Source organism: Cerasibacillus sp. JNUCC 74, assembly GCF_053667775.1.
Genome location: NZ_CM132207.1, coordinates 176,156 through 202,544, shown reverse-complemented (window position 1 = coordinate 202,544; position 26,389 = coordinate 176,156). Strand labels below are relative to the sequence as shown.

At 39.2% G+C, this 26,389-nt stretch carries 40 protein-coding genes; 2 read left to right on the top strand and 38 right to left on the bottom strand.

Annotation, left to right across the window (positions count from 1 at the left end; translation table 11 throughout):
* Nucleotides 1-33: 33 nt before the first annotated feature.
* Nucleotides 34-279: a hypothetical protein gene (locus JNUCC74_RS00980; RefSeq protein ID WP_454066563.1), complete on the top strand. Its 246-nt coding sequence runs from the start codon at nucleotides 34-36 to the stop codon at nucleotides 277-279.
* A 153-nt stretch (nucleotides 280-432) separates the two neighbouring features.
* On the opposite strand, the gene rpsI is transcribed toward JNUCC74_RS00980, so the two are convergent.
* A complete protein-coding gene (gene rpsI, locus JNUCC74_RS00975) occupies nucleotides 433-825 on the bottom strand; it encodes a 30S ribosomal protein S9 (RefSeq protein ID WP_077319012.1) in 393 nt (130 codons plus the stop codon).
* A gap of 20 nt (nucleotides 826-845) precedes the next feature.
* Nucleotides 846-1,283: a 50S ribosomal protein L13 gene (rplM, locus tag JNUCC74_RS00970; RefSeq protein WP_077319011.1), complete on the bottom strand. Its 438-nt coding sequence runs from the start codon at nucleotides 1,281-1,283 to the stop codon at nucleotides 846-848.
* A 492-nt stretch (nucleotides 1,284-1,775) separates the two neighbouring features.
* Here rplM and JNUCC74_RS00965 point away from each other — a divergent pair, with 492 nt between their 5' ends.
* Nucleotides 1,776-2,963, top strand: a complete 1,188-nt coding sequence (locus JNUCC74_RS00965; RefSeq protein ID WP_454066562.1) for an IS110 family transposase — start codon at nucleotides 1,776-1,778, stop codon at nucleotides 2,961-2,963.
* Nucleotides 2,964-4,198: 1,235 nt separating this feature from the next.
* Here JNUCC74_RS00965 and truA read toward each other — a convergent pair.
* The 36 genes from truA to fusA all read right to left on the bottom strand — a co-directional run bounded on the left by truA (nucleotide 4,199) and on the right by fusA (nucleotide 26,367).
* Entirely contained in the window at nucleotides 4,199-4,939 is a 741-nt protein-coding gene (gene truA / locus JNUCC74_RS00960) for a tRNA pseudouridine(38-40) synthase TruA (protein ID WP_454066561.1), read from the bottom strand.
* A gap of 18 nt (nucleotides 4,940-4,957) precedes the next feature.
* Complete coding sequence (locus tag JNUCC74_RS00955; protein ID WP_077319009.1) at nucleotides 4,958-5,755, bottom strand: energy-coupling factor transporter transmembrane component T family protein; 798 nt, start codon at nucleotides 5,753-5,755, stop codon at nucleotides 4,958-4,960.
* Complete coding sequence (locus JNUCC74_RS00950; RefSeq protein WP_454066560.1) at nucleotides 5,748-6,620, bottom strand: energy-coupling factor ABC transporter ATP-binding protein; 873 nt, start codon at nucleotides 6,618-6,620, stop codon at nucleotides 5,748-5,750. The genes JNUCC74_RS00955 and JNUCC74_RS00950 overlap by 8 nt, the downstream gene beginning before the upstream one ends.
* Entirely contained in the window at nucleotides 6,596-7,435 is an 840-nt protein-coding gene (locus tag JNUCC74_RS00945; protein WP_454066559.1) for an energy-coupling factor ABC transporter ATP-binding protein, read from the bottom strand. Before JNUCC74_RS00945 ends, JNUCC74_RS00950 begins: the two co-directional genes overlap by 25 nt.
* Before the next feature lie 470 nt (nucleotides 7,436-7,905).
* On the bottom strand, nucleotides 7,906-8,259 hold the full coding sequence (gene rplQ, locus JNUCC74_RS00940) for a 50S ribosomal protein L17 (RefSeq protein ID WP_077319006.1): 354 nt from the start codon (nucleotides 8,257-8,259) through the stop codon (nucleotides 7,906-7,908).
* Nucleotides 8,260-8,516: 257 nt separating this feature from the next.
* Complete coding sequence (locus JNUCC74_RS00935; protein ID WP_077319005.1) at nucleotides 8,517-9,461, bottom strand: DNA-directed RNA polymerase subunit alpha; 945 nt, start codon at nucleotides 9,459-9,461, stop codon at nucleotides 8,517-8,519.
* A 210-nt stretch (nucleotides 9,462-9,671) separates the two neighbouring features.
* Entirely contained in the window at nucleotides 9,672-10,061 is a 390-nt protein-coding gene (rpsK, locus tag JNUCC74_RS00930) for a 30S ribosomal protein S11 (protein WP_077319004.1), read from the bottom strand.
* Between the two features lie 23 nt (nucleotides 10,062-10,084).
* Entirely contained in the window at nucleotides 10,085-10,450 is a 366-nt protein-coding gene (rpsM, locus tag JNUCC74_RS00925; RefSeq protein WP_077319003.1) for a 30S ribosomal protein S13, read from the bottom strand.
* A 23-nt stretch (nucleotides 10,451-10,473) separates the two neighbouring features.
* Nucleotides 10,474-10,587, bottom strand: a complete 114-nt coding sequence (gene rpmJ / locus JNUCC74_RS00920; RefSeq protein ID WP_005999442.1) for a 50S ribosomal protein L36 — start codon at nucleotides 10,585-10,587, stop codon at nucleotides 10,474-10,476.
* Between the two features lie 31 nt (nucleotides 10,588-10,618).
* Nucleotides 10,619-10,837 (bottom strand): translation initiation factor IF-1, encoded by a 219-nt coding sequence (gene infA, locus JNUCC74_RS00915; protein ID WP_010095735.1) that lies wholly within the window; start codon nucleotides 10,835-10,837, stop codon nucleotides 10,619-10,621.
* Entirely contained in the window at nucleotides 10,815-11,150 is a 336-nt protein-coding gene (locus tag JNUCC74_RS00910) for a KOW domain-containing RNA-binding protein (RefSeq protein WP_077319002.1), read from the bottom strand. The genes infA and JNUCC74_RS00910 overlap by 23 nt, the downstream gene beginning before the upstream one ends.
* 181 nt (nucleotides 11,151-11,331) lie before the next feature.
* Nucleotides 11,332-11,976 carry an adenylate kinase gene (locus JNUCC74_RS00905; RefSeq protein ID WP_454066558.1) on the bottom strand — a complete coding sequence of 215 codons (645 nt, stop codon included), beginning with the start codon at nucleotides 11,974-11,976 and terminating at the stop codon, nucleotides 11,332-11,334.
* A gap of 32 nt (nucleotides 11,977-12,008) precedes the next feature.
* The gene (gene secY / locus JNUCC74_RS00900; protein WP_077319000.1) at nucleotides 12,009-13,298 is read right to left on the bottom strand and encodes a preprotein translocase subunit SecY; all 1,290 of its coding nucleotides are present in this window, start codon (nucleotides 13,296-13,298) and stop codon (nucleotides 12,009-12,011) included.
* Nucleotides 13,298-13,738, bottom strand: coding sequence for a 50S ribosomal protein L15 (gene rplO, locus JNUCC74_RS00895; RefSeq protein WP_077318999.1), 441 nt, complete (start codon nucleotides 13,736-13,738; stop codon nucleotides 13,298-13,300). The genes secY and rplO overlap by 1 nt, the downstream gene beginning before the upstream one ends.
* A gap of 32 nt (nucleotides 13,739-13,770) precedes the next feature.
* Nucleotides 13,771-13,953, bottom strand: coding sequence for a 50S ribosomal protein L30 (gene rpmD / locus JNUCC74_RS00890; RefSeq protein WP_050349621.1), 183 nt, complete (start codon nucleotides 13,951-13,953; stop codon nucleotides 13,771-13,773).
* A gap of 13 nt (nucleotides 13,954-13,966) precedes the next feature.
* Entirely contained in the window at nucleotides 13,967-14,470 is a 504-nt protein-coding gene (rpsE, locus tag JNUCC74_RS00885) for a 30S ribosomal protein S5 (RefSeq protein WP_077318997.1), read from the bottom strand.
* 20 nt (nucleotides 14,471-14,490) lie between these two features.
* The gene (gene rplR, locus JNUCC74_RS00880) at nucleotides 14,491-14,856 is read right to left on the bottom strand and encodes a 50S ribosomal protein L18 (RefSeq protein WP_454066557.1); all 366 of its coding nucleotides are present in this window, start codon (nucleotides 14,854-14,856) and stop codon (nucleotides 14,491-14,493) included.
* Nucleotides 14,857-14,884: 28 nt separating this feature from the next.
* On the bottom strand, nucleotides 14,885-15,421 hold the full coding sequence (gene rplF, locus JNUCC74_RS00875; RefSeq protein ID WP_077318995.1) for a 50S ribosomal protein L6: 537 nt from the start codon (nucleotides 15,419-15,421) through the stop codon (nucleotides 14,885-14,887).
* 31 nt (nucleotides 15,422-15,452) lie between these two features.
* Nucleotides 15,453-15,851 carry a 30S ribosomal protein S8 gene (gene rpsH / locus JNUCC74_RS00870; protein WP_077318994.1) on the bottom strand — a complete coding sequence of 133 codons (399 nt, stop codon included), beginning with the start codon at nucleotides 15,849-15,851 and terminating at the stop codon, nucleotides 15,453-15,455.
* A 29-nt stretch (nucleotides 15,852-15,880) separates the two neighbouring features.
* A complete protein-coding gene (locus JNUCC74_RS00865) occupies nucleotides 15,881-16,066 on the bottom strand; it encodes a type Z 30S ribosomal protein S14 (RefSeq protein WP_077318993.1) in 186 nt (61 codons plus the stop codon).
* A 30-nt stretch (nucleotides 16,067-16,096) separates the two neighbouring features.
* Nucleotides 16,097-16,636 carry a 50S ribosomal protein L5 gene (gene rplE, locus JNUCC74_RS00860; protein WP_077318992.1) on the bottom strand — a complete coding sequence of 180 codons (540 nt, stop codon included), beginning with the start codon at nucleotides 16,634-16,636 and terminating at the stop codon, nucleotides 16,097-16,099.
* Nucleotides 16,637-16,660: 24 nt separating this feature from the next.
* Nucleotides 16,661-16,972 carry a 50S ribosomal protein L24 gene (rplX, locus tag JNUCC74_RS00855; protein ID WP_077318991.1) on the bottom strand — a complete coding sequence of 104 codons (312 nt, stop codon included), beginning with the start codon at nucleotides 16,970-16,972 and terminating at the stop codon, nucleotides 16,661-16,663.
* A 192-nt stretch (nucleotides 16,973-17,164) separates the two neighbouring features.
* Entirely contained in the window at nucleotides 17,165-17,533 is a 369-nt protein-coding gene (rplN, locus tag JNUCC74_RS00850) for a 50S ribosomal protein L14 (RefSeq protein ID WP_077318990.1), read from the bottom strand.
* A 42-nt stretch (nucleotides 17,534-17,575) separates the two neighbouring features.
* On the bottom strand, nucleotides 17,576-17,839 hold the full coding sequence (rpsQ, locus tag JNUCC74_RS00845; protein WP_077318989.1) for a 30S ribosomal protein S17: 264 nt from the start codon (nucleotides 17,837-17,839) through the stop codon (nucleotides 17,576-17,578).
* Between the two features lie 27 nt (nucleotides 17,840-17,866).
* Nucleotides 17,867-18,067 (bottom strand): 50S ribosomal protein L29, encoded by a 201-nt coding sequence (gene rpmC / locus JNUCC74_RS00840; RefSeq protein ID WP_077318988.1) that lies wholly within the window; start codon nucleotides 18,065-18,067, stop codon nucleotides 17,867-17,869.
* Nucleotides 18,057-18,491, bottom strand: a complete 435-nt coding sequence (gene rplP / locus JNUCC74_RS00835) for a 50S ribosomal protein L16 (RefSeq protein ID WP_077318987.1) — start codon at nucleotides 18,489-18,491, stop codon at nucleotides 18,057-18,059. Before rplP ends, rpmC begins: the two co-directional genes overlap by 11 nt.
* A gap of 18 nt (nucleotides 18,492-18,509) precedes the next feature.
* On the bottom strand, nucleotides 18,510-19,151 hold the full coding sequence (gene rpsC, locus JNUCC74_RS00830; protein WP_077318986.1) for a 30S ribosomal protein S3: 642 nt from the start codon (nucleotides 19,149-19,151) through the stop codon (nucleotides 18,510-18,512).
* 3 nt (nucleotides 19,152-19,154) lie between these two features.
* On the bottom strand, nucleotides 19,155-19,496 hold the full coding sequence (gene rplV / locus JNUCC74_RS00825; protein WP_077318985.1) for a 50S ribosomal protein L22: 342 nt from the start codon (nucleotides 19,494-19,496) through the stop codon (nucleotides 19,155-19,157).
* A gap of 18 nt (nucleotides 19,497-19,514) precedes the next feature.
* Nucleotides 19,515-19,793 (bottom strand): 30S ribosomal protein S19, encoded by a 279-nt coding sequence (gene rpsS, locus JNUCC74_RS00820; protein ID WP_077318984.1) that lies wholly within the window; start codon nucleotides 19,791-19,793, stop codon nucleotides 19,515-19,517.
* A 57-nt stretch (nucleotides 19,794-19,850) separates the two neighbouring features.
* Nucleotides 19,851-20,681 (bottom strand): 50S ribosomal protein L2, encoded by an 831-nt coding sequence (rplB, locus tag JNUCC74_RS00815; RefSeq protein WP_077318983.1) that lies wholly within the window; start codon nucleotides 20,679-20,681, stop codon nucleotides 19,851-19,853.
* A 31-nt stretch (nucleotides 20,682-20,712) separates the two neighbouring features.
* Complete coding sequence (rplW, locus tag JNUCC74_RS00810; protein ID WP_454066556.1) at nucleotides 20,713-21,000, bottom strand: 50S ribosomal protein L23; 288 nt, start codon at nucleotides 20,998-21,000, stop codon at nucleotides 20,713-20,715.
* On the bottom strand, nucleotides 21,000-21,623 hold the full coding sequence (rplD, locus tag JNUCC74_RS00805) for a 50S ribosomal protein L4 (protein ID WP_077318981.1): 624 nt from the start codon (nucleotides 21,621-21,623) through the stop codon (nucleotides 21,000-21,002). Before rplD ends, rplW begins: the two co-directional genes overlap by 1 nt.
* A 26-nt stretch (nucleotides 21,624-21,649) precedes the next feature.
* The gene (rplC, locus tag JNUCC74_RS00800; RefSeq protein WP_077318980.1) at nucleotides 21,650-22,279 is read right to left on the bottom strand and encodes a 50S ribosomal protein L3; all 630 of its coding nucleotides are present in this window, start codon (nucleotides 22,277-22,279) and stop codon (nucleotides 21,650-21,652) included.
* Between the two features lie 28 nt (nucleotides 22,280-22,307).
* Complete coding sequence (gene rpsJ, locus JNUCC74_RS00795; protein ID WP_143695765.1) at nucleotides 22,308-22,616, bottom strand: 30S ribosomal protein S10; 309 nt, start codon at nucleotides 22,614-22,616, stop codon at nucleotides 22,308-22,310.
* 358 nt (nucleotides 22,617-22,974) lie between these two features.
* On the bottom strand, nucleotides 22,975-24,165 hold the full coding sequence (gene tuf / locus JNUCC74_RS00790; RefSeq protein ID WP_454066555.1) for an elongation factor Tu: 1,191 nt from the start codon (nucleotides 24,163-24,165) through the stop codon (nucleotides 22,975-22,977).
* 123 nt (nucleotides 24,166-24,288) lie between these two features.
* On the bottom strand, nucleotides 24,289-26,367 hold the full coding sequence (gene fusA, locus JNUCC74_RS00785) for an elongation factor G (protein ID WP_454066554.1): 2,079 nt from the start codon (nucleotides 26,365-26,367) through the stop codon (nucleotides 24,289-24,291).
* Between the last annotated feature and the right edge of the window lie 22 nt (nucleotides 26,368-26,389).

Genomic DNA, 26,389 nt, shown 5'->3' with positions numbered 1-26,389 from the left:
CACAAAAAAATACATTCACTTATCGAAGCTCGCATGGATCCAAATAATGAATATCTCGTCACTAATCACGAAAACAACAAAATGAGTTACTACGTCTACTATCACGAAAAATGGAAGAAGATCATGGAGCAATTAGAAATGGATCATAGACCTCATGACTGCAGACACACATTTGCAATACTCATGGATAACGCCGGGGCGAACAAGTTGTCAATCAAACGTCCAAGGATATCACAGATAAAGTATATACACACAAGGATATTGAACAGCTGCTTATAGCGATTGACACGCTTAAATAAGCAGCTTTTTCTTTCATAATCCATGTATATTACTTGTATATTACGTGTGCGATTTTTCAGCGTTTTAAACAAACTTATAAAAAATAAAAGCCCCCAACCATAAGTGGTTGAGGGCTTTGTGAAACTCGACATATTAACGTTTTGAGAACTGAGGTGCACGACGAGCTTTTTTAAGACCGTATTTTTTACGTTCTTTCATTCTGGCGTCACGAGTTAGGAAGCCTTCTGCTTTAAGTGTGCTGCGGTATTCTGGGTTAGCTTCAAGTAATGCGCGGGCAATTCCGTGGCGGATTGCTCCAGCTTGACCAGTGAAACCACCACCGTGAACATTAACGATTACGTCATATGTTCCTTGTGTTTCAGTTGCTACTAGTGGTTGATTTAAAATTAACAGCTGAGTTTCATATGGAAAATAATCAGCTGCATTACGTCCGTTGATCGTAATGTTACCTGTTCCAGGTACTAAACGTACACGAGCAGTTGATTTTTTACGACGACCTGTGCCATAGTATTGTACTTGTGCCAAATTCCTTTACCTCCTTTTAGTTACCCGCGAAGCTCATAAACTTCCGGTTTTTGTGCTTGATGCGTATGTTCTGATCCTCTGAATACATGTAGTTTCTTAGCCATTTTACGTCCTAAAGGGCCTTTAGGAAGCATACCTCTAACTGCCATCTCTAGCATACGTTCAGGGTATTTCGTACGCATTTCGTCTGCGGTACGTTCTTTTAAACCACCTGGGTAATTTGTATGGCGGTAGTATATTTTGTCTGTAATTTTATTACCAGTCAATTCAATTTTCTCAGCATTAATAATAATTACATGGTCACCAGTATCTGCATGCGGTGTGTAAGTTGGCTTATGCTTTCCGCGAAGGAGTGTAGCAACTTCACTAGCTAAACGACCTAATCGTTTACCTTCTGCATCAACAACTAACCATTTGCGTTCAATGTTATTTTCATTTGCCATGAAAGTTGTGCGCATGAGTGTTTCCCTCCAAATCCTTAAAATCAAAAACAAATTCGTTCGTCTATTTCAACATAATTAGTTTCCGGGGCTAATCATGGTTTTGAAATAAAATGCCATAGATCATAATACACCAAATGCCAGCATAATGTCAAGAGTTACTCCTCATTATCCACACTTTTTCTTCATATAAGTGTGTGTTCAAAAAGAAGATAAAAACTGCCAAGGTCAGATAAAATCACAGATGTCCTCGTATATTATTATTAACTAGTATTTTTACTAGTTTTAAATCGTTGTACCACTCAAGGTATAATGTATTTAGTCAGATAGAGGTTGTCGTAATTGTCCTTGAAGTATTGTCTTCGTTTTCAAGACTGACACCTCTTTCTTTATAGAACTATTCGAATGAGCTGGATGACATATTCGTTGTCGTATATCGAACGAAGTTGGATATCTATAAGGATAAGTGGATTCCTCCCATCTGATAAATAATAATTAGGTGGTGCTTTTATGTTTTATATTGGTGTTGATATTGGTAAGCGGCATCATCAAGTAGGTTTAATTAATGATAAGGGTGATCCCGTTGGGAAAACTGTCCGTTTCGCAAATTCCAAGAAAGGAAGGGAAAAGTTACTTCAATTTATCAACCAATATAAGTTAATACCTGATAACACAGATGTTGGTATGGAAGCTACCGGTCATTATTGGTTATCTGTTTTTTCATTTCTTCATAAATTAGGATTTAAAATAACCGTTTTTAATCCTTTACAATCGGATGCCTTACGTCATTTTTATATTCGAAAGACAAAAACAGATGTGAGTGATGCCTACCTGATCGCTCAAGTCATCCGTATTGATTCGCCAGAGGAAACTCCTTTCGTTGAAGAAGATTTACTAGAATTAAGACATCTTGAGCGTTTACGGTATTCCTTTGTAGATCAGTGTTCAGACTTAAAACGCAAAGTAATTTCGTTACTTGATCAAGTCTTTCCCGAGTATGAACAAATTTTCTCTGATGTATTTGGAAAATCTTCTACTGAAGTTTTACTACACTCCCCTTTACCTGAAGATTTACTTCAACTTGATACAGAAAAGTTAGCTGAGTTATTAAGTAAAGGGCGTCTCGGTGAAACAAAAGCTTTTAATAAAGCGAATCAAATTAGAGAAAGTGCGTTGAATACCTTTGGCATTTCTATGGGTACAGATGTATTTAAACTACAAATTCAACTTCTTTTAGAACAAATTTCATTAATTGAAAAACATCTAGAAAAAATGGAAAAAGTAATGATTGATATTTCAAATCGCCAAGAACATTTTCTGACAACGATCACTGGTATTAGTGATGTTACCGCGTGTGTCATTCTTGGAGAAATTGGTTCCATTCAACGCTTTGAGCGTCCTGAGCAACTTGTTGCTTTTGCAGGCCTAGACGCCTCTGTTCATCAATCTGGTGACTTTAATAGTAATAAAACTCGACTTTCTAAACGAGGTTCTCCTTACCTCAGACGAGCTATTTGGCAAGCTGCGTTTGTAGCGAGTTTCCATGATCCTGCCCTTTCCTTGCATTACCAAAGATTGCGTAAGCGTGGTAAAGCACATGGTACAGCTGTTGGTGCTGTTGCTCGGAAATTAACACATATCATTTTTGCAATACTTAGAGATAAAAAACCTTATGAACCGAGACCAAATAATAATTAATAATAAATTAATCTAAGCTTTCTTTTTTAAAAAATTAATGAAGGCTTATTTGGTATGCTTAATTTTAATCGGAGTCTTTTATTATAATCTCAAAAATCACTCCATTTTTACCTTGACTTTTTATAGCTGGTCTTGAAAAAGCAATATACTTTTTCTGCGTGCGATGCGTCGCTGACATAGATTCCTTGCCCTGTTACGGCGGCGACACTAACACATCCCTTTGCATCAAAGTTCGAGGCGACGCAATTTTTGATAACGGGCTGTATAGGACATAATGCCTTCTACGTTGCCCACAGGACGTGAGCACTTTTAGTAGAAGATCTTTTGTTAGATACATGAAGTACTAGTATAGCTTCCTTGGACTCATTCCCACGCAGGAAAAGTGTTCTTCATTTCCAAGGAGCACAGAAACAAGTCAATAAAGAAAAATTAGCTAGTGGTAAGCAAAGGCAGACGCTAGCCTTAATTGCATTTAATACATAAAAATTTCTGTTGAATGAAATTCAAGACTAAACATTTATACGTTCTAACGTACATAGAATTTCGAAGCGTCCTTATTACCAGGATTTTTAAACAAAAGTCCTTCAAAAATAACCTCCGTGAATTTCTTTTGTATTTCCATTATAAAGTGGATCTTCAATTAGAGGGGTTCTTTTCCCCCACCTGATGTTAGTACGCAAGAGTATGACCTAAAAGCCTCTGAACAGAATCGGACATTTGACTTGCAGTTGGCTCCTCCACTTATCCTCCTAGATTTCAGTTCGTAGCATGAAAGCGGAGGTCCTTACTACCGTTCATGCGGGATAAAGCGTCCATATACAAGCCTTCTGTTTATTAAAAAGTACTTCCTCGGGCTTCGTACTTTGCAGCCACAGCCACTGGACATACTAGTGTCTGCTTTGTAACCCCGACAAGCAAATCCGTCGACAGCATTACACCACATGTAGAAAAGACTTTTCTTTTTTATTAACAAAAGTAGCTTTACAGCATTACACAATGATTTTTCTAGGACAAGAAAAGGTTTTAATAGTGACACATCATTCATAGAAGTGATGTTTTTCTTTTCAAGGTGGTCATTGCGTTGTTCTGTACCGACCTCGTTCCTCTTTATCCTTTGAGCACGAGCACGTACATACACGTTTATTCTTCTTACAATTTATACAGTACGTGTATCGCTCATATTCATTTTACAAGCTTTTTCAACCCTTTAAAGGGGTTTTGTACTTGTCCTTCCTTTAATACGTCACACGCCACAAATAAAGCCCCTGTGGCGGCGCAGTATCACCTGCTAGTCTTCTATCCTTTTTTGCAAACAATTCCTCTATTTCGTCTTGATTTCTCTTCCCTTGGCCCACATCTAGTAAGAATCCAACGATAATGCGTACCATATTATACAAAAAACCATTTCCTCGAAAGATAAATTCGATTTCTGATCCTCTTTTTTCACAAGACACTTGATACAGCGTTCTTTCTCTGCTCCCTTTTGTTTCTGCTTTTGCAGAAGAAAAGGTCGTGAAATCATGGGTCCCCTCAAAATAGCGGCACGCCTGTTGGATAGAAGAAATATCTAAAACATATGGGAAAAAATATGCATAATTACGTTTAAACACATTAGGTTCGGCTTCATTTAACACGTAATAGCGATATTCCTTTTCAACGACATCGTATCTTGCATGAAATGTATCTTGAACCGTCTCTACCTCTTTAACGTAAACGTCATCAGGGAGTAATGTATTCAGTGCTTGCTTCCAATTATTTAAGGGAATGTCATAAGGCGAATCAAAATGAATGGTTTGACCGATGGCATGAGCCCCTCCATCCGTCCTCCCAGATGGATGGATCCGGATATGCCTTCCCTTATGCATTTTCATTAAAACATCTTCTATTATTCCTTGAATCGTACGTTTTCCCGGTTGTATTTGAAAACCAGAGAAAAAAGAGCCGTCATATTGAAGGGTGCATTTCAATCTTTCCATTTTATTGCCCTTTCTCACCTAATTTCTTGTCAAGATTAATCCAATAATAACTGTCATAAATAATATATAAATGATGATATCAAGTTTGCCGAATTTTAATTCACGCAGTTTGGTTCTTCCTTCACCACCTTGATAACCTCTAGCTTCCATTGCCATAGCGAGTTCCTCAGCACGTTTGAAGGCACTGACGAATAATGGAACAAGTAATGGTACGACAGCCTGTACCCTATCCTTAATCGGTCCCGTCCGAAAGTCCACTCCTCGTGATGCTTGCGCTTTAGAGATCTTTTCTGTCTCCTGTAATAATGTCGGTATGAACCGCAATGAAATAGACATCATTAATGCCAACTCATGTACAGGAAACTTCACTCTTTTTAATGGGTGCAGAAGGCTTTCGATCGCATCGGTTATTTCTATCGGTGTTGTCGTTAGTGTTAAAAGCGAGGTTACTAAAATAAGCAAAAAGAAGCGCATCGAAATAGCAAACCCTTGAATAAGGCCTCCTGAATAGACTGTAAAGGAAAAAATCTCGAAAACGGGTGTACCTTCCTTCGTAATAATGATGTGAAGCAAGAATGTAAAAATAATTAAAAACCACACAGGCATGAGACCTTTTAAAATAAATCGGATCGGTACTCGTGATGTAAACATACTAGCTAAAGCAAAGGTAGTAAGTATGGCATAACTCCAAACATTGTTCGCTAGAAATACAATAAACACAAAGATAAAAATAATGGTGATTTTTGTTCGTGGATCAAGTCGGTGAACAAGGGAATTCCCTGGTACGTATTGTCCAATAACAATAGCATTATTCATGGACTTTTCCCTCCTTGATCACGTTTGCTATCGTACTAGCAAGCTCTTTTTCTGTCTGACGGGTAAAAGGAATGCTTACACCGAATCTTTTAATAAACCGATCTAGAAATGCTACTATTTCTGGAACATCAAGTTGAACTTTCTGTAATGCTGCTTTTTGTACGAAAACTTCTTCCGGCTTACCTTCCATATATTTTGTTCCCTTGTTCAGAATGATAACATGGTCGGCATAGGTAACTGCATCCTCCATACTATGTGTAACTAATATCGTCGTCAGCTTCTCCTTTTGATGCCTTTCATAGAACATATCCATCATTTCCCTTTGCCCTCGGGGATCAAGTCCTGCTGTAGGCTCATCGAGAACAAGCACTTTTGGCTTGGTCGCCAATACACCTGCAATTGCAACTCTCCGCATTTGTCCACCGCTTAAATCGAACGGAGATCGTTCTAAAAAGTCCTCCGTTAACCCGACTGCTGGCAGCACCTCATTAATACGCTTTTGTATTTCGCTATCCCCAACACCAAAATTTTTCGGACCAAAGCTAATGTCTTTAGCGATTGTTTCTTCGAACAGTTGATGCTCCGGATATTGAAATACAACGCCAACACTACTTCTCAACATTTTCATATCCTTTGGCTTCTTGTCAGGGGTTAAGTGATAATCACCTATCCATACTTCTCCTTCTGTGGGCTGAAGTAAACCATTTAGATGCTGTATTAATGTCGACTTTCCTGAACCTGTATGTCCAACAATGGCGACAAATGTACCTGAAGGAATATGAAAATTCAACTGATCGATAGCTTTATGAGCGAATGGCGAATTCTGCTGATATGTATAGCCTACGTTCTTGAATATAATGTCCATAATTCCTCCAACATTTCTTCATGATTTAATGGTTCCTGACTAATCGGAATACCCGCTTGTTTTAATTCATTAGCTAAGGTTGCGATAAACGGTACATCCAAACCGATTTTCCGCAACTCCTGTTGTTGAGAAAGAAGCGTTCTTGGCGTAGTTTCCTGCCAAACTTCACCCTCATTCATAACAATAACGCGGTCTGCTTGAACTATTTCCTGTAAATCGTGCGTAATTGTTAGTAACGCTACATTGTTTTTCTCTTGGACCCCTTTAACGGTCGCCATTATTTCTTTTCTTCCTTTTGGATCAAGCATGGCTGTTGCCTCATCCAAAATGAGAACTTTTGGCGATACAGCTAAGACACTTGCTATGGCAACACGCTGTTTTTGTCCACCAGATAAACGGTGAGGTTCTGTTAAACGATAATCTTGCATACGAACAGCATCAAGCACGTCTTCTATACGGGTAAGCATGTCTTCTCTTGAAAAGCCTCGGTTCTCCATGCCAAATGCAACATCATCTTGTACAGTCGTTCCAACAAATTGATTATCAGGATTTTGAAATACCATCCCTACATCTTTTCGGATATCCCAAATCGTTTCCTCTTGAACAAGCTTGCCATCAATATAAATCTCTCCTTCTTGAGGAAACAACAATCCATTCATAAGTTTTGCGATGGTTGATTTACCGGATCCATTATGGCCGATAATGGCTACCCATTCCTCTTCATAGATCTCAAAACTGCAATTTTTTAATACCCAAGGCTGCTCTTCTCCATATCGAAATGATATATTTCTAAACTCAACCAATTTATTGCTCATCTATTACTCCTCCTATATCTCCTATCCTTGGGAATTTGGTATACTAGTAAACAAAAGAAGTAAAGTATCCGATTTTTATATCAGCTCTCACTTACTTAGTCTCACTTACTTAGTCTCACTTACTTAGTATTGCTACATAGATATCTGACATCCACCTGCGTGGACAAGCAACTCTTAACACTGTCCAATAGAAAACTTGGCTTGTCGCCAAGTGTTTATGGCGAAAGCTATCGTTTTTCTTACATGATAAACCCTAAAGTTTTATACTTTCCTATAGTACAAGTCAAAGATTATCACAGACGAAAGCTTGTCTACACCAACGGTGGCGCAGATGATCAACTTGTGTAGTATACTTCAAAAAAATAATATCGTTTCTTAAGGTGCAAAAAAAGGGCTTGGATGCACCTCGTAGAAGAGATTCAGTCCTGCCCTTGACGTTGTAGTTACATGAACTAGGTGTTTTTTCCGAGTTACACTAGTTCAATGATGGCCATGTTGGCTCCATCACCTTGACGAGCACCTAATTTAAGAACACGTGTGTATCCACCTTGACGATCTTCATAACGCGGAGCCACATCATTGAAAAGTTTTTGAATCACATTATCATTTTCATTGGCTTCTTTATTGTATAAAAAGGCTGCTGCTTGCCGACGTGCATGAAGATCTCCACGCTTGCCCAATGTAATCATTTTTTCAACGACAGATTTTAGCTCTTTTGCTTTTGCTTCTGTTGTTTCAACCCGTTCATATACAATTAAATCAGAAGCAAGGTTACGAAGCAAAGCCATACGCTGATCGGTTGTACGACCTAATTTTCTAGCCATGGACTATCCCTCCTTTTCTTTGATGACTTAAAAACCATTCAACCAGAAACTTATAGCCTTTTAAGGCATTCATGCCAAAAACTCCTCTTAACCGTACACCTTTTTTCTTCCTCAGAAACGGAATTATCTCTCTTGCTCTAAGTGAAACGGAAAATGATGTAAAGAATGAAGCAGCCGGCTAATATGAATGGGTTATTCGTATATGCAAACACCGCTTTCCGATGTTTAATTTGCTTATTTATGGTGGTCAAATATGATTAGTCATCATTACGCAAACTAAGTCCAAGTTCACTTAACTTTGACTTTACTTCTTCTAAGGACTTGCGACCAAGGTTGCGCACTTTCATCATATCTTCTTCTGTTTTATTTGCTAGTTCTTGCACTGTATTTATTCCAGCACGTTTTAGACAGTTATAAGACCGAACAGAAAGATCAAGCTCTTCAATGGTCATTTCCATCACTTTTTCCTTCTGATCTTCTTCTTTTTCAACCATAATTTCAGCATTCTTTGCTTCATCCGTTAATCCCACAAAAATATTAAGATGCTCGGTGAAAACTTTTGCTCCTAAAGAAACAGCTTCTTCAGGGCGAATGCTTCCATCTGTCCATACGTCCAATGTTAATTTATCATAATTGGCTACTTGGCCTACACGTGTATTTTCCACCTGATAGGTTACACGAGAGACTGGCGTAAAGATTGAATCAACTGGAATCATACCGATTGGCTGATCATCACGTTTGTTTGCTTCAGCAGGACGATAGCCGCGTCCACGTTCTGCTGTCATTTTCATATGCAAGCTGCCTTTGCTATTTAATGTAGCAATTAGCAAATCCGGATTTAATACTTCTACATCACTATCATACGTTAGGTCTGCAGCCGTAACTTTTCCTTCTCCCTGCACATCAATCTCTAATGTCTTCTCCTCATCGGAGTAAATTTTTAGAGCCAGTTTTTTCAGATTCAAAATAATCGTTGTCACATCTTCAACAACACCATCAATTGTTGAAAACTCATGAAGCGCTCCATCAATTTGAACTGATGTAATAGCAGCACCTGGAAGTGAGGATAGTAGGATACGACGCAAGGAGTTTCCTAGAGTGGTACCATATCCACGTTCAAGCGGTTCGACTACGAATTTTCCAAATGTAGCATCATCGCTGATTTCTACCGTCTCAATTTTTGGTTTTTCAATTTCGATCATTCCTTAAAACCCTCCTTTAAAACGTCGAAACCCCGGTTAGACCATATGTCTAACCGAAATTCCCCAAATAGGCAGTTGGCGTTTCTGCACTACCTGTTATTCATTCGTACGTTCTTGTCTCATGGATGCTGTTCACTAAAGAGTACGACCTTTAGACTTTTAGCTATCATAACCCATTATAGACAGGGTGACAAATTATATACGGTAAAATTATACACGACGACGTTTTGGCGGGCGACAACCATTATGAGGTACTGGAGTTACATCACGAATAGCTGTAACTTCCAATCCTGCTGCTTGAAGTGAACGAATAGCTGCTTCACGTCCAGCACCTGGTCCTTTAACTGTTACTTCAAGTGTCTTCATACCACTTTCAAGTGCAGATTTAGCAGCAGTTTCAGCTGCCATTTGTGCAGCGAAAGGCGTAGATTTTTTTGAGCCTTTAAAGCCAAGCGCACCAGCTGAACTCCAGCCAATCGCATTACCTTGCATATCCGTAATGGTAACAATAGTATTGTTAAAGGTAGAACGGATATGTGCTACACCTGACTCAATATTCTTTTTCACACGGCGTTTACGCGCGGTTGATTTTTGTGCCATTAGTTGTTAACCTCCTTTAGCTTTTATTTCTTTTTCCCAGCAATCGCATGACGCGGGCCTTTGCGTGTACGTGAATTATTTTTTGTTTTTTGTCCACGAACCGGAAGACCGCGACGATGACGAATACCACGGTAAGAGCCGATTTCAATAAGACGCTTAATGTTTAGAGAAACTTCACGACGAAGATCCCCTTCTATTGTATACTCATCTACTGCTTTACGAATTCTTCCTAATTCGTCCTCTGTTAAATCCCGTACTCGAGTGTCTTCAGAAACGCCTGCTTCTTTAAGGATTTTCTGTGCAGTCTTTTTTCCAATTCCGTAAATATACGTTAAGGAAATGACTACTCGTTTATCACGTGGAATATCAATACCTGCAATACGTGCCATAAAGTTTTAACACCTCCTGTTTATTATCCTTGTTTTTGCTTATGCTTCGGATTTTCACAAATCACCATTACTTTTCCATTTCGTTTAATGACTTTACATTTTTCACAAATGGGTTTTACAGATGCTCTGACTTTCATCATCTTTACCTCCTTTAATATCGGAGCTCACTTATTTATAACGGTACGTAATTCGTCCTCTTGTTAAATCATACGGAGAAAGTTCAACCGTTACTTTATCGCCAGGAAGAATGCGAATAAAATGCATACGTATTTTACCAGATACATGAGCTAATACCGTATGACCATTTTCTAATTCGACATTAAACATCGCATTAGGTAGCGTTTCAGTTACGGTTCCTTCCACTTCAATTACATCGTCTTTCGCCATCGTGTTGATCTCCCTTCTTCAAATCAGTCACAACTTCATTGACAAATTTTGCTATGGCAAATCGCAATTTACCATTTGTGACACGACCAGTTTCTAGAAGGCTGTTTTGGACTTCTGGAGAAATATAATCCATTAACTCGATATGATGAAGATTCTTTTTCTTTGGTCGATCATATTTACGTTTTTCCCCATCTGCAAGCAAGACATACTTATCATCGACTAAATTAATAACGACTGCGTATTGACCCGCATCACGTCCTTGCATAATACGAACAACTTGACCTATCAGCGGAATCGAATCATCTTCCTTCAACAAGCGATCACCTTCACTTAGGCTATAGTTTATATGGTTCCTTTTGAACAAAAGGATTAGTTACCTTACTCACTTTTATCCTGTGTCACATTTATTCAAGTTTATATCAATAGTCACATGATACTCACGACTAATTATAACTTTTCAACAGTAAAAATGCACCTTTTCCAGTTAAAAGATACTATTTTTCTATTTTTGCTTGGATATCTTGAAACACTTGATTGATTTCCTGATCGCCATTTACCGTTACTAGATAACCTTTATCATGATAAAAGTCTAATAACGGCTTCGTTTGCTCTATATTTACAGATAGACGTTTTTTAACCGTTTCAGGTTTATCATCATCCCGTTGGATTAAAGCTGAGCCATCTTTATCACAGATCCCGTCTTTTTTTGGCGGGTTATAAACTACATGATAAGTTGTTCCGCATGTTGGACAAATTCTACGACCAGTTAGACGCTCCACTAATTTTCCTTCTGGTACATCTACATGGATGACGTAATCAATGGATTGATTGATATCCTTTACTATGCTTTCTAACGCTTCTGCTTGAGCGATCGTCCGTGGAAAACCGTCCAATAAAAAGCCATTTTTGCAATCGTCTTTGCTTAGACGTTCTTTGACGATGCCGTTTGTAACTTCATCTGGAACAAGCTCCCCTTGATCCATATACTCTTTTGCTTTTTTACCTAGGTCTGTTCCCTCTTTAATAGCTAAACGGAACATATCTCCTGTTGAAATATGAGGGATGTTATATTTTCCGTTTATTTTTTCAGCCTGCGTACCCTTACCGGCACCTGGCAGACCCATTAAAATTAAATTCAACAGATTTCCCCTCGCTCTCGTTTTCAGCAAAATTACTTAATAAAACCTTTATAGTGACGCTTCACCAGCTGGCTTTCTAATTGCTTCATTGTTTGCAGAGCTACACCAACAACAATTAATAAGCTCGTTCCGCCAATTTGTACGGATTGCGGTAGGCTAGCCATTTTACCAAGAGCAATAGGCAATACAGCTACAGCTGCCAAAAATAATGCCCCTACAAACGTTAAACGATACAGAACTCTTGTTAAATAGGTTTCCGTATTTTTACCTGGTCGAATTCCAGGAATATAGCCGCCCTGTTTTTGTAAATTCTCTGCCATTTGTTCCGGATTTACTTGAACAAAGCTGTAGAAATACGTAAAAGCAATAATCAGTACGACATAAATTCCCATACCTATTGGCTCTGTATAATTAAAGATCCGTTGAATCGTCGCGGCAATATCTCCATCAAAGAAGCTAGCAACTGTACTTGGTGCCATAATAAATGCAATTGCAAAGATAACCGGGATGACACCAGCACTATTTACTTTTAATGGTAAATGAGTAGAGTTGCCCCCTACCGGAGAACGGTTAACAAGTTTTTTCGCATATTGAATCGGTATTTTACGCAGTGCTTGTTGAATAAAAATTACACCAACTGTTACTGCAATAACTACCAAGACAATTAAGGCGACAATTACAATATTAATAAACAGATCATCGCCAGGGTTTATAAAATACTGGCTATATAGCTGCTTGATACCGTTTGGTACTGCTGCTACAATACCAGCGAAAATGATAATCGAGATTCCATTACCTACGCCATTTGCAGTAATCTGTTCACCAAGCCACATTAAAAATGCTGTCCCACTTGTTAAAACAATGGCAATAACAGCAAATTTCATCGGACCAGGATCAGCGATTAACATACCGCCTGCCATTGTATTAAACCCTATTGACATCGCAATTGCTTGAATAAATGCGATCACGATTGCACCATAACGTGTAATCTGGGCTAATTTCTTTCTGCCTACTTCTCCTTGTTTTTTCCATTCCGTAAACTTTGGCACAACATCCATTTGCAGTAATTGCATAATAATGGAGGCGGTAATATACGGCATAATTCCCATGGCAAAGATCGAGAAGTTTTTCAGTGCTCCTCCACCAAACGTATTTAAAAAGCCAAATACGTTTTGCGAGTTCATAAAATCAATTGCTTGCCTATCTGTGAAAGGCACAGGAATAAATGTACCAAGACGGAAGACAACTAACATTAATAATGTGAAAATTATTTTCCGTCTAATATCACCTACGCGCATAAAATTGGAGATTGTACGGAACATTAGATCACCTCTGTTTGTCCGCCCGCTGCCTCAATTGCTTCTTTAGCTGAAGCAGAGAACTTGTGAGCTTTTACTGTTAGTTTCTTTTCAATCGTTCCATTACCTAGTACTTTAATACCAGCTTTTAATTTACTAACTACGCCTTCTTCCAGTAATAGCTCAGGTGTGATTTCAGTACCATCCTCAAAACGGTTTAACGTATCGACGTTAACAATGGCAAACTCTTTACGATGAATGTTTGTAAATCCACGTTTAGGCAGGCGTTGGAATAGTGGCATTTGACCACCTTCAAAACCTGGGCGAGTGCCACCTCCAGAACGAGCTTTTTGTCCTTTATGTCCTCGTCCGGATGTTTTTCCATTGCCTGATGACATTCCACGGCCTACTCGATTACGATTTTTACGTGCACCTTCTGCTGCCTTCAATTCATGAAGTTTCATGCGAGCACCTCCTCTTTACGCTTATTTCGTAATTAAACTTCTTTAACCGTTAGTAAATGAGATACTTTGTTAACCATACCGCGAACAGCTGGTGTATCTTCATGAACAACCGATTGTCGAATTTTTTTTAGTCCCAATGCTTGAACAGTTTTTCTTTGTACTTCTGTTCCACCAATAACACTGCGCGTGAGGGTGATTTCTAATTTTTTAGACATAACAGTTCCCTCCTTATCCTAACAATTCTTCTACTGACTTTCCACGTAGTTTTGCTACATCTTCTGCGCGCTTTAAGTTTGATAATCCGTTTAAAGTAGCACGAATCATATTAATCGGTGTGTTTGAACCTAATGATTTTGTTAAGATATCACCTACACCAGCAAGTTCCAAAATAGCACGTACCGGACCACCGGAAATAACTCCAGTACCTTCTGCTGCTGGTTTTAATAATACATTACCTGAACCAAACTGACCATGAATTTCATGTGGAATTGTAGTTCCAACGATTGGTACGGTAATTAGATTTTTCTTTGCATCATCAACTGCTTTTTTAATTGCTTCTGGTACTTCTTGTGCTTTTCCTGTACCAAAACCTACATGACCATTTTTATCTCCGACTACCACTAGAGCTGCAAAGCGGAAGCGACGTCCACCTTTTACAACTTTTGCAACACGGTTAACCGCAACAACACGCTCTTCAAGATCTAACTTGTTCGGATCAATGTTTTTATTCATGTATGTCCCTCCTTTATCGATTAAAATTCAAGACCTGCTTCTCTTGCAGCATCTGCTAAAGCTTTCACACGTCCATGATAAAGGTAGCCTCCGCGGTCAAAGACAACCGATTTGTAACCTTTATCCTGAGCACGTTTAGCAATCATTTCTCCGACCTTTTTTGCTGCTTCTACATTGCTAGTAGATCCAGTTACATTTAGTTCTTTATCTTTGGTAGAAGCACTTGCAAGTGTAGTTCCACTTACATCATCAATTAATTGTACATAAATGTGTTTATTTGAACGGTAGACGTTTAAACGAGGACACTGTGCTGTACCGTGAACTGTCTTACGAACACGAGCGTGCCTTCTTTTACGTACCGCATTTTTATCAGGTTTTGTAATCACTTAGGTCACTCCTTTCTGCTACCTAGTCTTACTTGGCAGTTTTACCTTCTTTACGACGTACATATTCGCCTTCGTAACGAATTCCTTTACCTTTATAAGGCTCAGGCGGACGAATTGCTCTGATTTTGGATGCAATTGCTCCCACTTGCTCCTTATCAATTCCTTTAACGATAAGCTGTGTGTTTTTTGGTACGTCGATTTCGATGCCTTCGATTGGTTCGATTTCAACAGGATGAGAGAAACCAGCATTGATAACTACTTTGTTTCCCTGTTTTTGCGCACGATAACCAACACCGATAATTTCAAGTGACTTTTCAAATCCTTTACTTACACCTTCAACCATATTATTGATCAGGCTTCGGGTAGTTCCGTGTAATGCGCGGTGGTCTTTGTGATCACTTGGGCGTTCTAACGTAACCACATTTCCTTCTATATTTACTTTAATATCTTGATGTAGTTCTCTCGATAATTCACCTTTAGGGCCTTTTACAGTAACGACATTACCATCAAGTTTAACTTCTACACCTTGGGGAATTTCGATTGGTTTAAGTCCTATACGAGACATTCCATACACCTCCTCAACATTTAATACTCAATTACCAGACATATGCAATTACTTCGCCACCAACAGCTTGTGCACGTGCTTCTTTATCGGAAAGCACTCCTTTAGATGTTGATACGATAGCTATTCCTAAACCGTTTAGTACTCGAGGTACTTCCGTTGCTTTTGCATATACACGGCGTCCTGGTTTACTTATACGTTTAATACCTGTAATTACTCGCTCCTCGTTTGCACCATACTTAAGGAATATACGAAGAATGCCTTGCTTGTTGTCTTCCACAAGCTCATAGTCAGAAACGAAGCCTTCACGCTTCAGGATGTCAGCAATCTCTTTTTTCATAGTAGATGCTGGAAGTTCTAACTTTTCATGTTTTACCATATTAGCATTACGAATGCGAGTAAGCATATCTGCAATTGGATCTGTCATAACCATTTATCATTACCTCCTTCCCGAATAGGGGTTTACCAGCTTGCTTTTTTGACACCAGGAATTTGACCTTTATAGGCAAGTTCTCGGAAACAAATACGGCAAAGTTTAAATTTACGGATTACAGAATGTGGACGTCCACAACGCTCACAACGTGTATATTCACGAACTTGAAATTTTTGTGGTCGTTTTTGTTTTGCAATCATTGATTTTTTAGCCACTATTTTCCCTCCTTGTATTCGCTCTTTCGCTTACTTTTGGAAAGGCATGCCCAGCTGAGTCAGAAGTTCACGAGCTTCTTCATCAGTGTTGGAGCTTGTCACGATAACAATATCCATACCGCGGACTTTGTTAACTTTATCATAATTAATTTCTGGGAAAATTAGCTGTTCTTTAATACCTAATGTGTAATTTCCACGGCCATCAAATGCTTTTTTAGAAATCCCACGGAAGTCACGTACACGTGGAAGTGATACAGCAATTAGCTTTTGTAAAAAATCGTACATACGCTCACCGCGAAGGGTTACTTTCGCACCGATCGGCATTCCCTCACGAAGGCGAAAACCAGCGATTGATTTTTTTGCACGTGTAATTACAGGCTTTTGACCAGAAATTAATGCAAGCTCTTCAACAGCATTGTCCAAAGCTTTTGAGTTTTGTACTGCGTCACCAACACCCATATTAATTACAATTTTGTCGATTGCTGGTACTTGCATTACAGATTTATAGTTAAATTTTTTCATTAACGATGGTATTACTTCATCTTGATATTTTTTCTTCAGTTGATTCATCATGTCGCCCTCCTTTCGCTAAACCTATTTATCTAACGCTTTACCGGATTTTTTAGCGATGCGGACTTTCTTTCCATCACGCACTTCATAGCCAACACGGGTTGGTTCACCGGATTTAGGATCTAACGGCATTACGTTAGAAACATGGATTGGTGCTTCTTGGTTCAGAATTCCTCCTTGTGGATTCTCCTGAGAAGGTTTGGCATGTTTTTTTATCATGTTAATGCCTTCAACAAGCACTCGTTCTTTTTTCGGGTATGCTTCTAAAACTGTGCCTTCTTTTCCACGGTCTTTGCCGGAAATAACTTTGACTTTATCACCTTTTTTTACATGCATGCTTAACGCACCTCCTAACAAGGCTAATTTTTAGCTCATAAAGCATGTTCAAAAAGTCAAATAAAAACGACGCTTCATTCATCGTTGCCATGTTTCTCCGCTCCCATGTATTTAACTTTATACACGCTAGCTTCTCAAAACGGCACCGTCATGAAATTCTCAAACCTTTTTATCCTCTATTTGAACACACTATTATAATACTTCTGGAGCAAGAGATACGATTTTCATGAACTTTGCATCACGTAATTCACGTGCGACTGGTCCAAAAATACGAGTTCCTCTTGGACTTTTATCATCACGAACAATTACCGCTGCATTTTCATCAAAACGAATATATGATCCATCTTTACGGCGTGCACCAGATTTCGAACGCACGATAACAGCTTTAACAACATCGCCTTTTTTGACAACGCCGCCTGGTGTTGCTTCTTTCACCGTACAAACAACAACATCACCGATATTAGCTGTTTTTCGTCCTGATCCGCCCAATACTTTAATGGTTAACAATTCACGAGCACCAGAGTTATCTGCAACTTTTAAACGACTCTCTTGTTGAATCATAACGCTGTGACCTCCCTTCAGATACCTTCCGAGCGAATTTTATTAGATAATTACCGCTTCTTCAACAATTTCTACTAAGCGAAAATGCTTGGTAGCTGATAGCGGACGGGTTTCCATAATTGTCACGATATCACCAATTTTTGCTTGGTTATTTTCATCATGTGCTTTAAATTTCTTAGAGTACTTTACACGTTTTCCGTATAGCTTATGAAATTTGTATGTTTCAACTAATACCGTAATGGTTTTATCCATTTTATCGGAAACTACACGGCCAGTGTATACTTTACGTTGATTACGTTCAGTCATTTTGAGGCTAACCTCCTCTCGAGATTTCTAGTTATTTACGCCCAATTCACGTTGACGTACAATAGTTTTCATACGAGCAATTGATTTTCTTACTTCACGGATGCGAGCAGTGTTTTCCAATTGTCCAGTTGCAAGCTGGAAGCGTAAATTAAATAATTCTTCTTTTAACGATTTAACTTTTTGTTCAATTTCGGCAGTGGTTAGTTCTCTAATTTCATTAGCCTTCATTGCTTTCACCACCAATTTCTTCACGTTTTACAAATTTAGTTTTAATCGGAAGCTTATGAGAAGCAAGACGCAACGCTTCACGAGCAACTTCTTCTGATACACCTGCGATTTCAAACATGATTTTCCCTGGCTTAACTACTGCTACCCATCCTTCTGGAGCACCTTTACCGGAACCCATTCGTACTTCCAATGGCTTTGCAGTATATGGTTTATCAGGAAAGATTTTAATCCAAACTTTACCGCCACGCTTCATGTAACGGGTCATTGCAATACGAGCAGCCTCAATCTGACGGCTTGTAATCCATGATGCTTCTATTGCTTGCAAACCGTAATCACCGAAAGATACTGTTGTACCGCCTTTAGCTTGGCCTCTCATTTTTCCACGATGTTGTCTACGATATTTTACACGTTTAGGCATTAACATAATGCAGTGCCCCCTTCCTTATTTATCAGTTTTAGTTGGAAGGACTTCACCACGATAAATCCACACTTTGACACCTAGCTTACCGTAAGTAGTGTCAGCTTCTGCTGTACCGTAATCGATGTCAGCACGCAGCGTGTGTAGTGGTACTGTTCCTTCGCTATAGTGTTCCGCACGAGCAATATCTGCTCCACCTAGACGTCCAGATACTTGTGTTTTAATCCCTTTAGCGCCAGCACGCATAGTACGTTGAATGGCTTGTTTTTGTACACGTCGGAATGAAACACGATTTTCTAATTGACGAGCAATATTTTCAGCAACTAATCTTGCATCAAGATCAACTTTTTTAATTTCTACAATATTAATATGAACCCGCTTGCCGGTTAAACTGTTCAAAGCTTTGCGTAATGATTCTACTTCTGAACCGCCTTTACCAATTACCATACCAGGCTTCCCAGTATGAATTGTGATATTAACACGATTTGCTGCACGTTCAATGTCAATTGAAGAAACAGCAGATGTTTTTAAACGGTTTTCTAGATATTCTCTAATTTTAATATCTTCATGTAGTAAGTCTGCATAGTCTTTATCAGCGTACCATTTCGACTGCCAGTCTTTAATGATACCGACACGAAGACCGTTTGGATTTACTTTTTGACCCACTGACTATCCCTCCTTCTTTTCTGTTACCACAACTGTGATGTGGCTTGTGCGCTTATTAATTCTGCTTGCACGACCTTGTGCACGCGGACGGAAACGTTTCAACGTAACACCTTCGTTTACAAATGCTTCAGAAACAATCAGATTATCCGTGTCCATTTCATAATTATGCTCTGCGTTTGCGACTGCAGAATTTAATACTTTTTCTACAATTGGAGAAGCACCGCGTTGTGTATGACGTAAAATCGCAATTGCTTCACCTACACTTTTTCCTCGAATAAGATCAACGACTAGACGTACTTTACGAGGAGCAATACGAACCGATTTTGCAACGGCTTTAGCTTGCATGATATGTGCCTCCTCTCATTAGCGTTTTGTTTTCTTATCATCGCCGCCGTGCCCTCTAAAGGTGCGTGTTGGCGCGAATTCTCCTAGTTTATGACCGACCATGTCTTCCGTAATATAAACTGGTACATGTTTGCGTCCGTCGTACACAGCGATCGTGTGTCCAACGAATGTAGGGAATATAGTAGAACGACGTGACCAAGTTTTAATAACTTGCTTTTTGTCACTTTCATTTAACGTTTCAACTTTCTTCAATAAATGGTCATCTGCAAAAGGTCCTTTTTTCAAACTGCGACCCATGGATTAACCTCCTTTCGGATTGGAAAGACGGGCTGTTTTCCCGCCACTGTTTTTTGATTATTTTTTACGTTTACGAACGATAAACTTATCAGTTGGTTTGTTGCGTTTACGCGTTTTGTAACCAAGTGTAGGTTTACCCCAAGGTGACATTGGTGACTTACGTCCAATTGGTGCACGTCCTTCACCACCACCGTGCGGGTGATCATTAGGGTTCATAACAGACCCACGAACTGTAGGGCGTTTGCCTAACCAGCGGGAACGACCTGCTTTTCCGATACGGATGAGTTCATGTTCAATATTACCGACTTGCCCTACCGTTGCACGACAAGTAGATAAAATCAAACGAACTTCACCAGAAGCTAAGCGAACCAAGGAGTATTTTCCATCGCGACCTAGAACTTGAGCTTCTGCACCCGCAGAACGAGCAAGCTGTCCTCCGCGTCCTGGTTTTAACTCGATATTATGAATGACTGTACCTACTGGAATATTTGCTAAAGGAAGCGCATTTCCTAATTTAATGTCTGCATTCTCACCAGATTCAATTTCTTGATTTACTTTCAAACCTTTCGGAGCTAAAATATAACGTTTTTCTCCATCAGCATAATGAATTAATGCAATGTTTGCTGAGCGGTTTGGATCATATTCAATAGTAGCAACGCGTCCTGGTATACCATCTTTATCACGTTTGAAATCGATGATACGGTATTGACGCTTATGACCGCCACCTTGATGACGAACAGTTAATTTCCCTTGATTGTTTCGACCGCCTCGATTATATAAAGGGCTTAATAGGGACTTTTCAGGCGTATCTGTTGTAATTTCTGCAAAATCAGATACGGACATATTACGTCTACCATTGGACGTTGGTCTAAACTTTTTAATCGCCATCTTTTTTCCCTCCTTCACGAAATCTTGTTAATTATGCTTCAAAGAATTCTAGTTCTTTGCTATCTTCTGAGAGCTGTACAATGGCTTTCTTGCGATTTGGACGAAAACCACCATAACGGCCCATACGTTTGAATTTACCTTTTAAATTCGTTGTATTAACTTTTACTACCTTCACTCCAAACACATGTTCAACAGCTTGTTTAATTTCTGTTTTGTTCGCTTTTGGAGCGACTTCAAATGTGTATTTCTTTTCTGCCATTAGATCAGCTGAATGCTCTGTAATGACAGGGCGCTTTATAATATCACGTGGATCTTTCATTATGCAAGCACCTCCCCTGCTTTTTCAGCTGCATCCTTCGTCAAGATCAGCTTGTCATGTCCAAGCAAGTCTAGAACATTGATTTCCTCAACTGTTAATACTTTTACAGATTGAAGATTATTAGTTGAACGAATAATTGTGTCATCTTTTTCAGTAACTACGATTAATGCTTTTTTATCAATTTTTAGTGCTTCAAGCATTTTCACAGCTTCTTTTGTTTTTGGTTCATCAAAAGTAAGACTTTCTAAAACAACGAGGTCGTTTTCTTTTACTTTTGATGAAAGCGCAGATTTTAATGCGAGACGACGTACTTTTTTTGGTAATTTATAGCTGTAGCTACGTGGAGTTGGACCAAATACTGTACCTCCGCCTACCCATTGTGGGGAGCGAATAGAACCTTGACGTGCACGTCCAGTACCTTTTTGACGCCATGGTTTGCGTCCTCCACCACGTACTTCAGAGCGGTTTTTTACCGCATGGGTTCCTTGACGCATAGAAGAACGTTGCATTACTACTGCTTCATGTAAAACATGCGTATTTGGCTCAATGCCGAATACAGAATCGTTTAACTCCATTTCACCAGCTTGAGCTCCGTCTTGTTTAAATAGTGCTACTTTAGGCATGACATATCCTCCCTTCATCTGTATGATTAGTTAGCCTTGATCGCACTCGTGATTTTTACGAATGATTTTTTTGCACCTGGAACGTTACCTTTAATTAATAGCAGGTTACGCTCTTCATCTACTTTTACAACTTCAAGGTTTTGGATAGTTACTTGATCTCCACCCATACGTCCCGGAAGTGGTCTTCCTTTAAATACACGCATCGGATCTACCGCACCTAAAGAACCAGGGCCTCTATGGTAGTGAGAACCGTGGGACATTGGACCGCGGTGTTGATTATGACGCTTAATAGAGCCTTGGAATCCTTTCCCTTTCGTTGTTCCTGTTACATCAACTTTATCTCCAGATTGAAATACACTAACGCTAATTTCTTGACCTACTTCATATTCGTCAAGCTTTGCATTACGGATTTCACGAACGTAGCGCTTAGGGGTTGTGTTTGCTTTTTCAGCATGACCTTTTTCCGCCTTGTTTGTACGTGTTTCCTTTTCATCAGCAAAACCAAGCTGTATTGCCTCATAACCATCGTTTTCAATCGTTCTTTTTTGCAATACTACATTCGGCTCAGCCTCTATTACAGTTACAGGAATTAATTCTCCACTCTCTGAAAACAACTGAGTCATGCCGATTTTACGACCTAAGATTCCTTTCGTCATCCGTTACACCTCCTATTAAAAACAATCATTATAGTTTAATTTCAATATCTACACCAGATGGCAAATCGAGACGCATCAATGAATCAACCGTCTGTGGTGTAGGATTAACAATATCGATTAAGCGTTTATGTGTACGCATTTCGAATTGCTCACGTGAATCCTTGTATTTATGAACCGCACGTAATACCGTATATACTGATTTTTCTGTAGGTAATGGAATCGGTCCTGATACTTTAGCTCCAGAACGTTTCGCAGTATTTACAATTTTCTCAGCTGATTGATCTAGAATACGGTGATCATAAGCTTTTAAACGGATTCTAATCTTTTCTTTTGCCATTATTTTCCCTCCTTTATTCGCCCATATTAAAATAGACATACTCTGCAGAAATTTCTTGACCATCCGCCATGGCAAAGGGGCCGGGTGTGCCAACAACCTTCTACTTCATCGCCTTTAATGACCAACATTCTCATTATATAGAATATGGCTAGTCATTGCAACCTTTTTTTGAAAAATCTATGTGATTGCACATTTATACATTATACTTACTTTAACTAGTGATTTCAAGAGGGTTTACACTTTTTTTAGATATCGATAGATTACATCTTATGATTTCAATTGAAACGGATCCATTACATGCAGAAAACACAGATAGCGTCGTCACGCCACCTGTGTTTTTAACATTATCTTCAATTTCTTATTCAACAATTTCTGTAACAACACCAGAACCTACCGTACGTCCACCTTCGCGAATAGAGAAACGAGTTCCGTCTTCAATAGCGATTGGGGCAATAAGTTCTACTGTCATTTCGATGTTATCTCCTGGCATAACCATTTCCGTTCCTTCTGGAAGTGAAATTACTCCAGTTACGTCAGTTGTACGGAAGTAGAATTGTGGACGATAGTTTGCAAAGAATGGAGTATGACGTCCACCTTCTTCTTTTGATAGCACATAAACTTCAGCTTTAAATTTAGTGTGTGGAGTAATAGAACCTGGTTTAGCCAACACTTGTCCACGGTTTATATCTTCACGAGCAACACCGCGCAGTAATGCACCAATATTGTCTCCAGCTTCTGCATAATCAAGAAGCTTACGGAACATTTCTACTCCAGTAACAGTAGTTTTAACAGCTTCTTCGTTTAGACCGATGATTTCTACTTCATCACCAACACGTACTTCACCGCGTTCTACACGACCAGTAGCAACTGTACCACGACCAGTGATAGAGAATACGTCCTCAACTGGCATCATAAATGGTTTATCTTTATCACGCTCTGGAGTTGGGATGTACTCATCAACAGCGTTCATTAATTCAACGATTTTTTCTTCGTATTCTGGTACACCTTCAATAGCTTTTAATGCAGAACCAGCGATTACTGGAACTTCGTCTCCTGGGAAGTCGTACTCTGTTAAAAGATCACGAACTTCCATTTCAACTAATTCAAGTAGCTCTTCATCATCTACCATATCCACTTTGTTTAAGAATACTACAATAGAAGGTACCCCAACGTTACGGGATAATAGAATATGCTCACGAGTTTGAGGCATTGGACCATCAGCAGCAGACACAACAAGAATAGCTCCGTCCATTTGTGCAGCACCTGTGATCATGTTTTTAACATAGTCAGCGTGACCTGGACAGTCAACGTGTGCATAGTGACGAGTTTCTGTTTCATATTCTACGTGTGAAGTTGCAATTGTAATTCCACGTTCTTTTTCTTCTGGTGCGTTATCAATTTGGTCATACGCCATTTGCGTACCTTTACCATTTCTCTTATGCATTACAATTGTAATTGCTGCAGTTAACGTAGTTTTACCATGGTCAACGTGTCCAATTGTACCAACGTTAACGTGACTTTTCGAGCGATCGAACTTTTCTTTAGCCATTTATAGTTCCTCCCTTAATTAAATGAAAGTGTTTTGTAATTTTATAGTTAGCCAGAAACAATGCTTATTCATCACTTCTTAGCCTTTAATACAAGTTATACTTTAGATTAATTAAAAAATCAATTATTCGCCAGCATTTTTCTTAATAATTTCTTCAGCGATGCTCTTAGGCACTTCTTCATAATGGTCAAAGTGCATCGTGAATGTTCCACGTCCTTGGGTGTTGGAACGCAATGCTGTTGCATAACCAAACATTTCAGAAAGTGGTACAAAGCCTTTTACAACTTGGGCAGGTCCGCGGGCTTCCATTCCTTCCACACGGCCACGACGAGATGTAACATCTCCCATGATATCTCCCATATATTCTTCAGGAACAACGATTTCTACTTTAGCAATTGGTTCAAGAAGCACTGGGTTACATTTATTTTTTGCTGCTTTTAATGCCATGGATGCAGCAATTTTAAATGCCATTTCGTTAGAGTCTACATCGTGGTAGCTACCATCATACAATGTTGCCTTAATATCGATTACCGGATAACCTGCTAATACCCCGTTCTCCATTGCTTCTTCAATACCAGCTTGAATAGATGGAATATATTCACGAGGAACAACACCACCAACAATTTTGTTGATAAATTCGAAGCCAGCGCCTTCTTCGTTTGGCTCAAATTTAATCCAAACATGACCGTATTGCCCACGTCCACCAGATTGTCGGATAAACTTACCTTCTACTTCGGCAGCAGAACGGAAAGTTTCACGGTAAGCAACTTGTGGAGCTCCAACATTTGCCTCTACTTTAAATTCACGTTTTAAACGGTCAACAATAACATCCAAGTGGAGTTCACCCATACCAGAGATAATGGTTTGACCAGTTTCTTCATTTGTTTCGGTTTTAAACGTTGGGTCCTCTTCAGCTAATTTTGCTAAAGCAATTCCCATTTTATCTTGGTCCGCTTTTGTTTTTGGTTCAATTGCAACACCAATTACAGGCTCAGGGAATTCCATAGACTCAAGGATAACTGGATTCTTCTCATCACAAAGCGTATCTCCCGTACTTGTATCCTTTAAACCAACTGCAGCAGCGATCTCCCCAGCATGCACTTTCGAGATCTCTTTACGTGAATTAGCATGCATTTGCAGGATACGACCAATACGTTCACGCTTATTTTTCACAGAGTTTAAAACATAGGAACCAGCATCTAACGTTCCGGAATATACGCGGAAGAAAGTTAACTTACCAACATATGGATCTGTCATAACTTTAAATGCTAGAGCAGCAAATGGTGCATTTTCAGAAGAAGGGCGAGTTGTTTCCTCCTCTGTACCAGGCACAATTCCTTCAATATCTGCAACATCTGTTGGTGCAGGAAGATAGTCAATAACACCGTCTAGCATTAATTGAACACCCTTGTTTTTAAATGCTGAACCGCAAAATACTGGATAAAACTCAACATTTAACGTTGCTTTACGAATAGCTACTTTCAGCTCGTCATTTGTAATTTCTTCGCCTTCAAGATACTTCATCATTAAATCTTCATCAAGCTCAGAAACTGCTTCAACCAAGTTGTTACGCAATTCTTCGGCTTTTTCTTTATATTCATCCGGAATTTCACGTTCTTCTGCGTGAGTACCTAAATCGTCTTCATAAAAGAAAGCATGCATGGAGATTAGGTCAATAATCCCCTCAAATTCATCCTCTGCTCCAATTGGAAGTTGAACAGGGTGAGCATTGGCACCTAAACGTTCTTTCAGCGTTCCAGTTGCATATAGGAAATCAGCGCCGACTTTATCCATTTTGTTAATAAATACAATTCTTGGTACACCGTATGTTGTTGCTTGTCGCCATACGGTTTCTGTTTGTGGTTCTACACCGGATTGAGCATCAAGAACGGTTACTGCACCATCGAGTACACGTAAAGACCGTTCAACTTCTACAGTGAAGTCTACGTGACCAGGTGTATCGATAATGTTAATACGATGATCTTTCCAAGAAGCTGTTGTAGCAGCTGAAGTGATCGTAATTCCTCGCTCCTGCTCCTGCTCCATCCAGTCCATTTGTGAAGCACCTTCATGTGTTTCACCAATCTTATGAATACGTCCTGTATAGAAAAGAATACGCTCAGTAGTAGTGGTTTTACCTGCATCGATGTGTGCCATAATACCAATATTTCGCGTCTTTTCCAAGGAGAACTCTCTAGCCATGTATTCTTCTCCTTTCTAACTT

Coding starts and splice junctions, on each gene's coding strand:
- JNUCC74_RS00980 (WP_454066563.1), top strand. CDS start 34: ATGGATCCAAATAATGAATATCTCGTCACTAATCACGAAAACAACAAA.
- rplM (WP_077319011.1), bottom strand. CDS start 1,283: ATGCGCACAACTTTCATGGCAAATGAAAATAACATTGAACGCAAATGG.
- JNUCC74_RS00965 (WP_454066562.1), top strand. CDS start 1,776: ATGTTTTATATTGGTGTTGATATTGGTAAGCGGCATCATCAAGTAGGT.
- truA (WP_454066561.1), bottom strand. CDS start 4,939: ATGGAAAGATTGAAATGCACCCTTCAATATGACGGCTCTTTTTTCTCT.
- JNUCC74_RS00955 (WP_077319009.1), bottom strand. CDS start 5,755: ATGAATAATGCTATTGTTATTGGACAATACGTACCAGGGAATTCCCTT.
- JNUCC74_RS00950 (WP_454066560.1), bottom strand. CDS start 6,620: ATGGACATTATATTCAAGAACGTAGGCTATACATATCAGCAGAATTCG.
- JNUCC74_RS00945 (WP_454066559.1), bottom strand. CDS start 7,435: ATGAGCAATAAATTGGTTGAGTTTAGAAATATATCATTTCGATATGGA.
- rplQ (WP_077319006.1), bottom strand. CDS start 8,259: ATGGCTAGAAAATTAGGTCGTACAACCGATCAGCGTATGGCTTTGCTT.
- JNUCC74_RS00935 (WP_077319005.1), bottom strand. CDS start 9,461: ATGATCGAAATTGAAAAACCAAAAATTGAGACGGTAGAAATCAGCGAT.
- rpsK (WP_077319004.1), bottom strand. CDS start 10,061: ATGGCACAAAAATCAACCGCGCGTAAACGCCGTGTGAAAAAGAATATT.
- rpsM (WP_077319003.1), bottom strand. CDS start 10,450: ATGGCACGTATTGCAGGTATTGATATTCCACGTGATAAACGAGTAGTC.
- rpmJ (WP_005999442.1), bottom strand. CDS start 10,587: ATGAAAGTCAGAGCATCTGTAAAACCCATTTGTGAAAAATGTAAAGTC.
- infA (WP_010095735.1), bottom strand. CDS start 10,837: ATGGCGAAAGACGATGTAATTGAAGTGGAAGGAACCGTAACTGAAACG.
- secY (WP_077319000.1), bottom strand. CDS start 13,298: ATGTTCCGTACAATCTCCAATTTTATGCGCGTAGGTGATATTAGACGG.
- rplO (WP_077318999.1), bottom strand. CDS start 13,738: ATGAAACTTCATGAATTGAAGGCAGCAGAAGGTGCACGTAAAAATCGT.
- rpmD (WP_050349621.1), bottom strand. CDS start 13,953: ATGTCTAAAAAATTAGAAATCACCCTCACGCGCAGTGTTATTGGTGGA.
- rpsE (WP_077318997.1), bottom strand. CDS start 14,470: ATGAATAAAAACATTGATCCGAACAAGTTAGATCTTGAAGAGCGTGTT.
- rplF (WP_077318995.1), bottom strand. CDS start 15,421: ATGTCTCGTATAGGACTTAAACCAATCGAAATTCCCCAAGGTGTAGAA.
- rpsH (WP_077318994.1), bottom strand. CDS start 15,851: ATGGTTATGACAGATCCAATTGCAGATATGCTTACTCGCATTCGTAAT.
- rplE (WP_077318992.1), bottom strand. CDS start 16,636: ATGAATCAACTGAAGAAAAAATATCAAGATGAAGTAATACCATCGTTA.
- rplX (WP_077318991.1), bottom strand. CDS start 16,972: ATGCATGTAAAAAAAGGTGATAAAGTCAAAGTTATTTCCGGCAAAGAC.
- rplN (WP_077318990.1), bottom strand. CDS start 17,533: ATGATTCAACAAGAGAGTCGTTTAAAAGTTGCAGATAACTCTGGTGCT.
- rpsQ (WP_077318989.1), bottom strand. CDS start 17,839: ATGACTGAACGTAATCAACGTAAAGTATACACTGGCCGTGTAGTTTCC.
- rpmC (WP_077318988.1), bottom strand. CDS start 18,067: ATGAAGGCTAATGAAATTAGAGAACTAACCACTGCCGAAATTGAACAA.
- rplP (WP_077318987.1), bottom strand. CDS start 18,491: ATGTTAATGCCTAAACGTGTAAAATATCGTAGACAACATCGTGGAAAA.
- rplV (WP_077318985.1), bottom strand. CDS start 19,496: ATGCAAGCTAAAGCCGTTGCAAAATCGGTTCGTATTGCTCCTCGTAAA.
- rpsS (WP_077318984.1), bottom strand. CDS start 19,793: ATGGGTCGCAGTTTGAAAAAAGGACCTTTTGCAGATGACCATTTATTG.
- rplB (WP_077318983.1), bottom strand. CDS start 20,681: ATGGCGATTAAAAAGTTTAGACCAACGTCCAATGGTAGACGTAATATG.
- rplW (WP_454066556.1), bottom strand. CDS start 21,000: ATGAAAGATCCACGTGATATTATAAAGCGCCCTGTCATTACAGAGCAT.
- rplD (WP_077318981.1), bottom strand. CDS start 21,623: ATGCCTAAAGTAGCACTATTTAAACAAGACGGAGCTCAAGCTGGTGAA.
- rplC (WP_077318980.1), bottom strand. CDS start 22,279: ATGACGAAAGGAATCTTAGGTCGTAAAATCGGCATGACTCAGTTGTTT.
- rpsJ (WP_143695765.1), bottom strand. CDS start 22,616: ATGGCAAAAGAAAAGATTAGAATCCGTTTAAAAGCTTATGATCACCGT.
- tuf (WP_454066555.1), bottom strand. CDS start 24,165: ATGGCTAAAGAAAAGTTCGATCGCTCGAAAAGTCACGTTAACGTTGGT.
- fusA (WP_454066554.1), bottom strand. CDS start 26,367: ATGGCTAGAGAGTTCTCCTTGGAAAAGACGCGAAATATTGGTATTATG.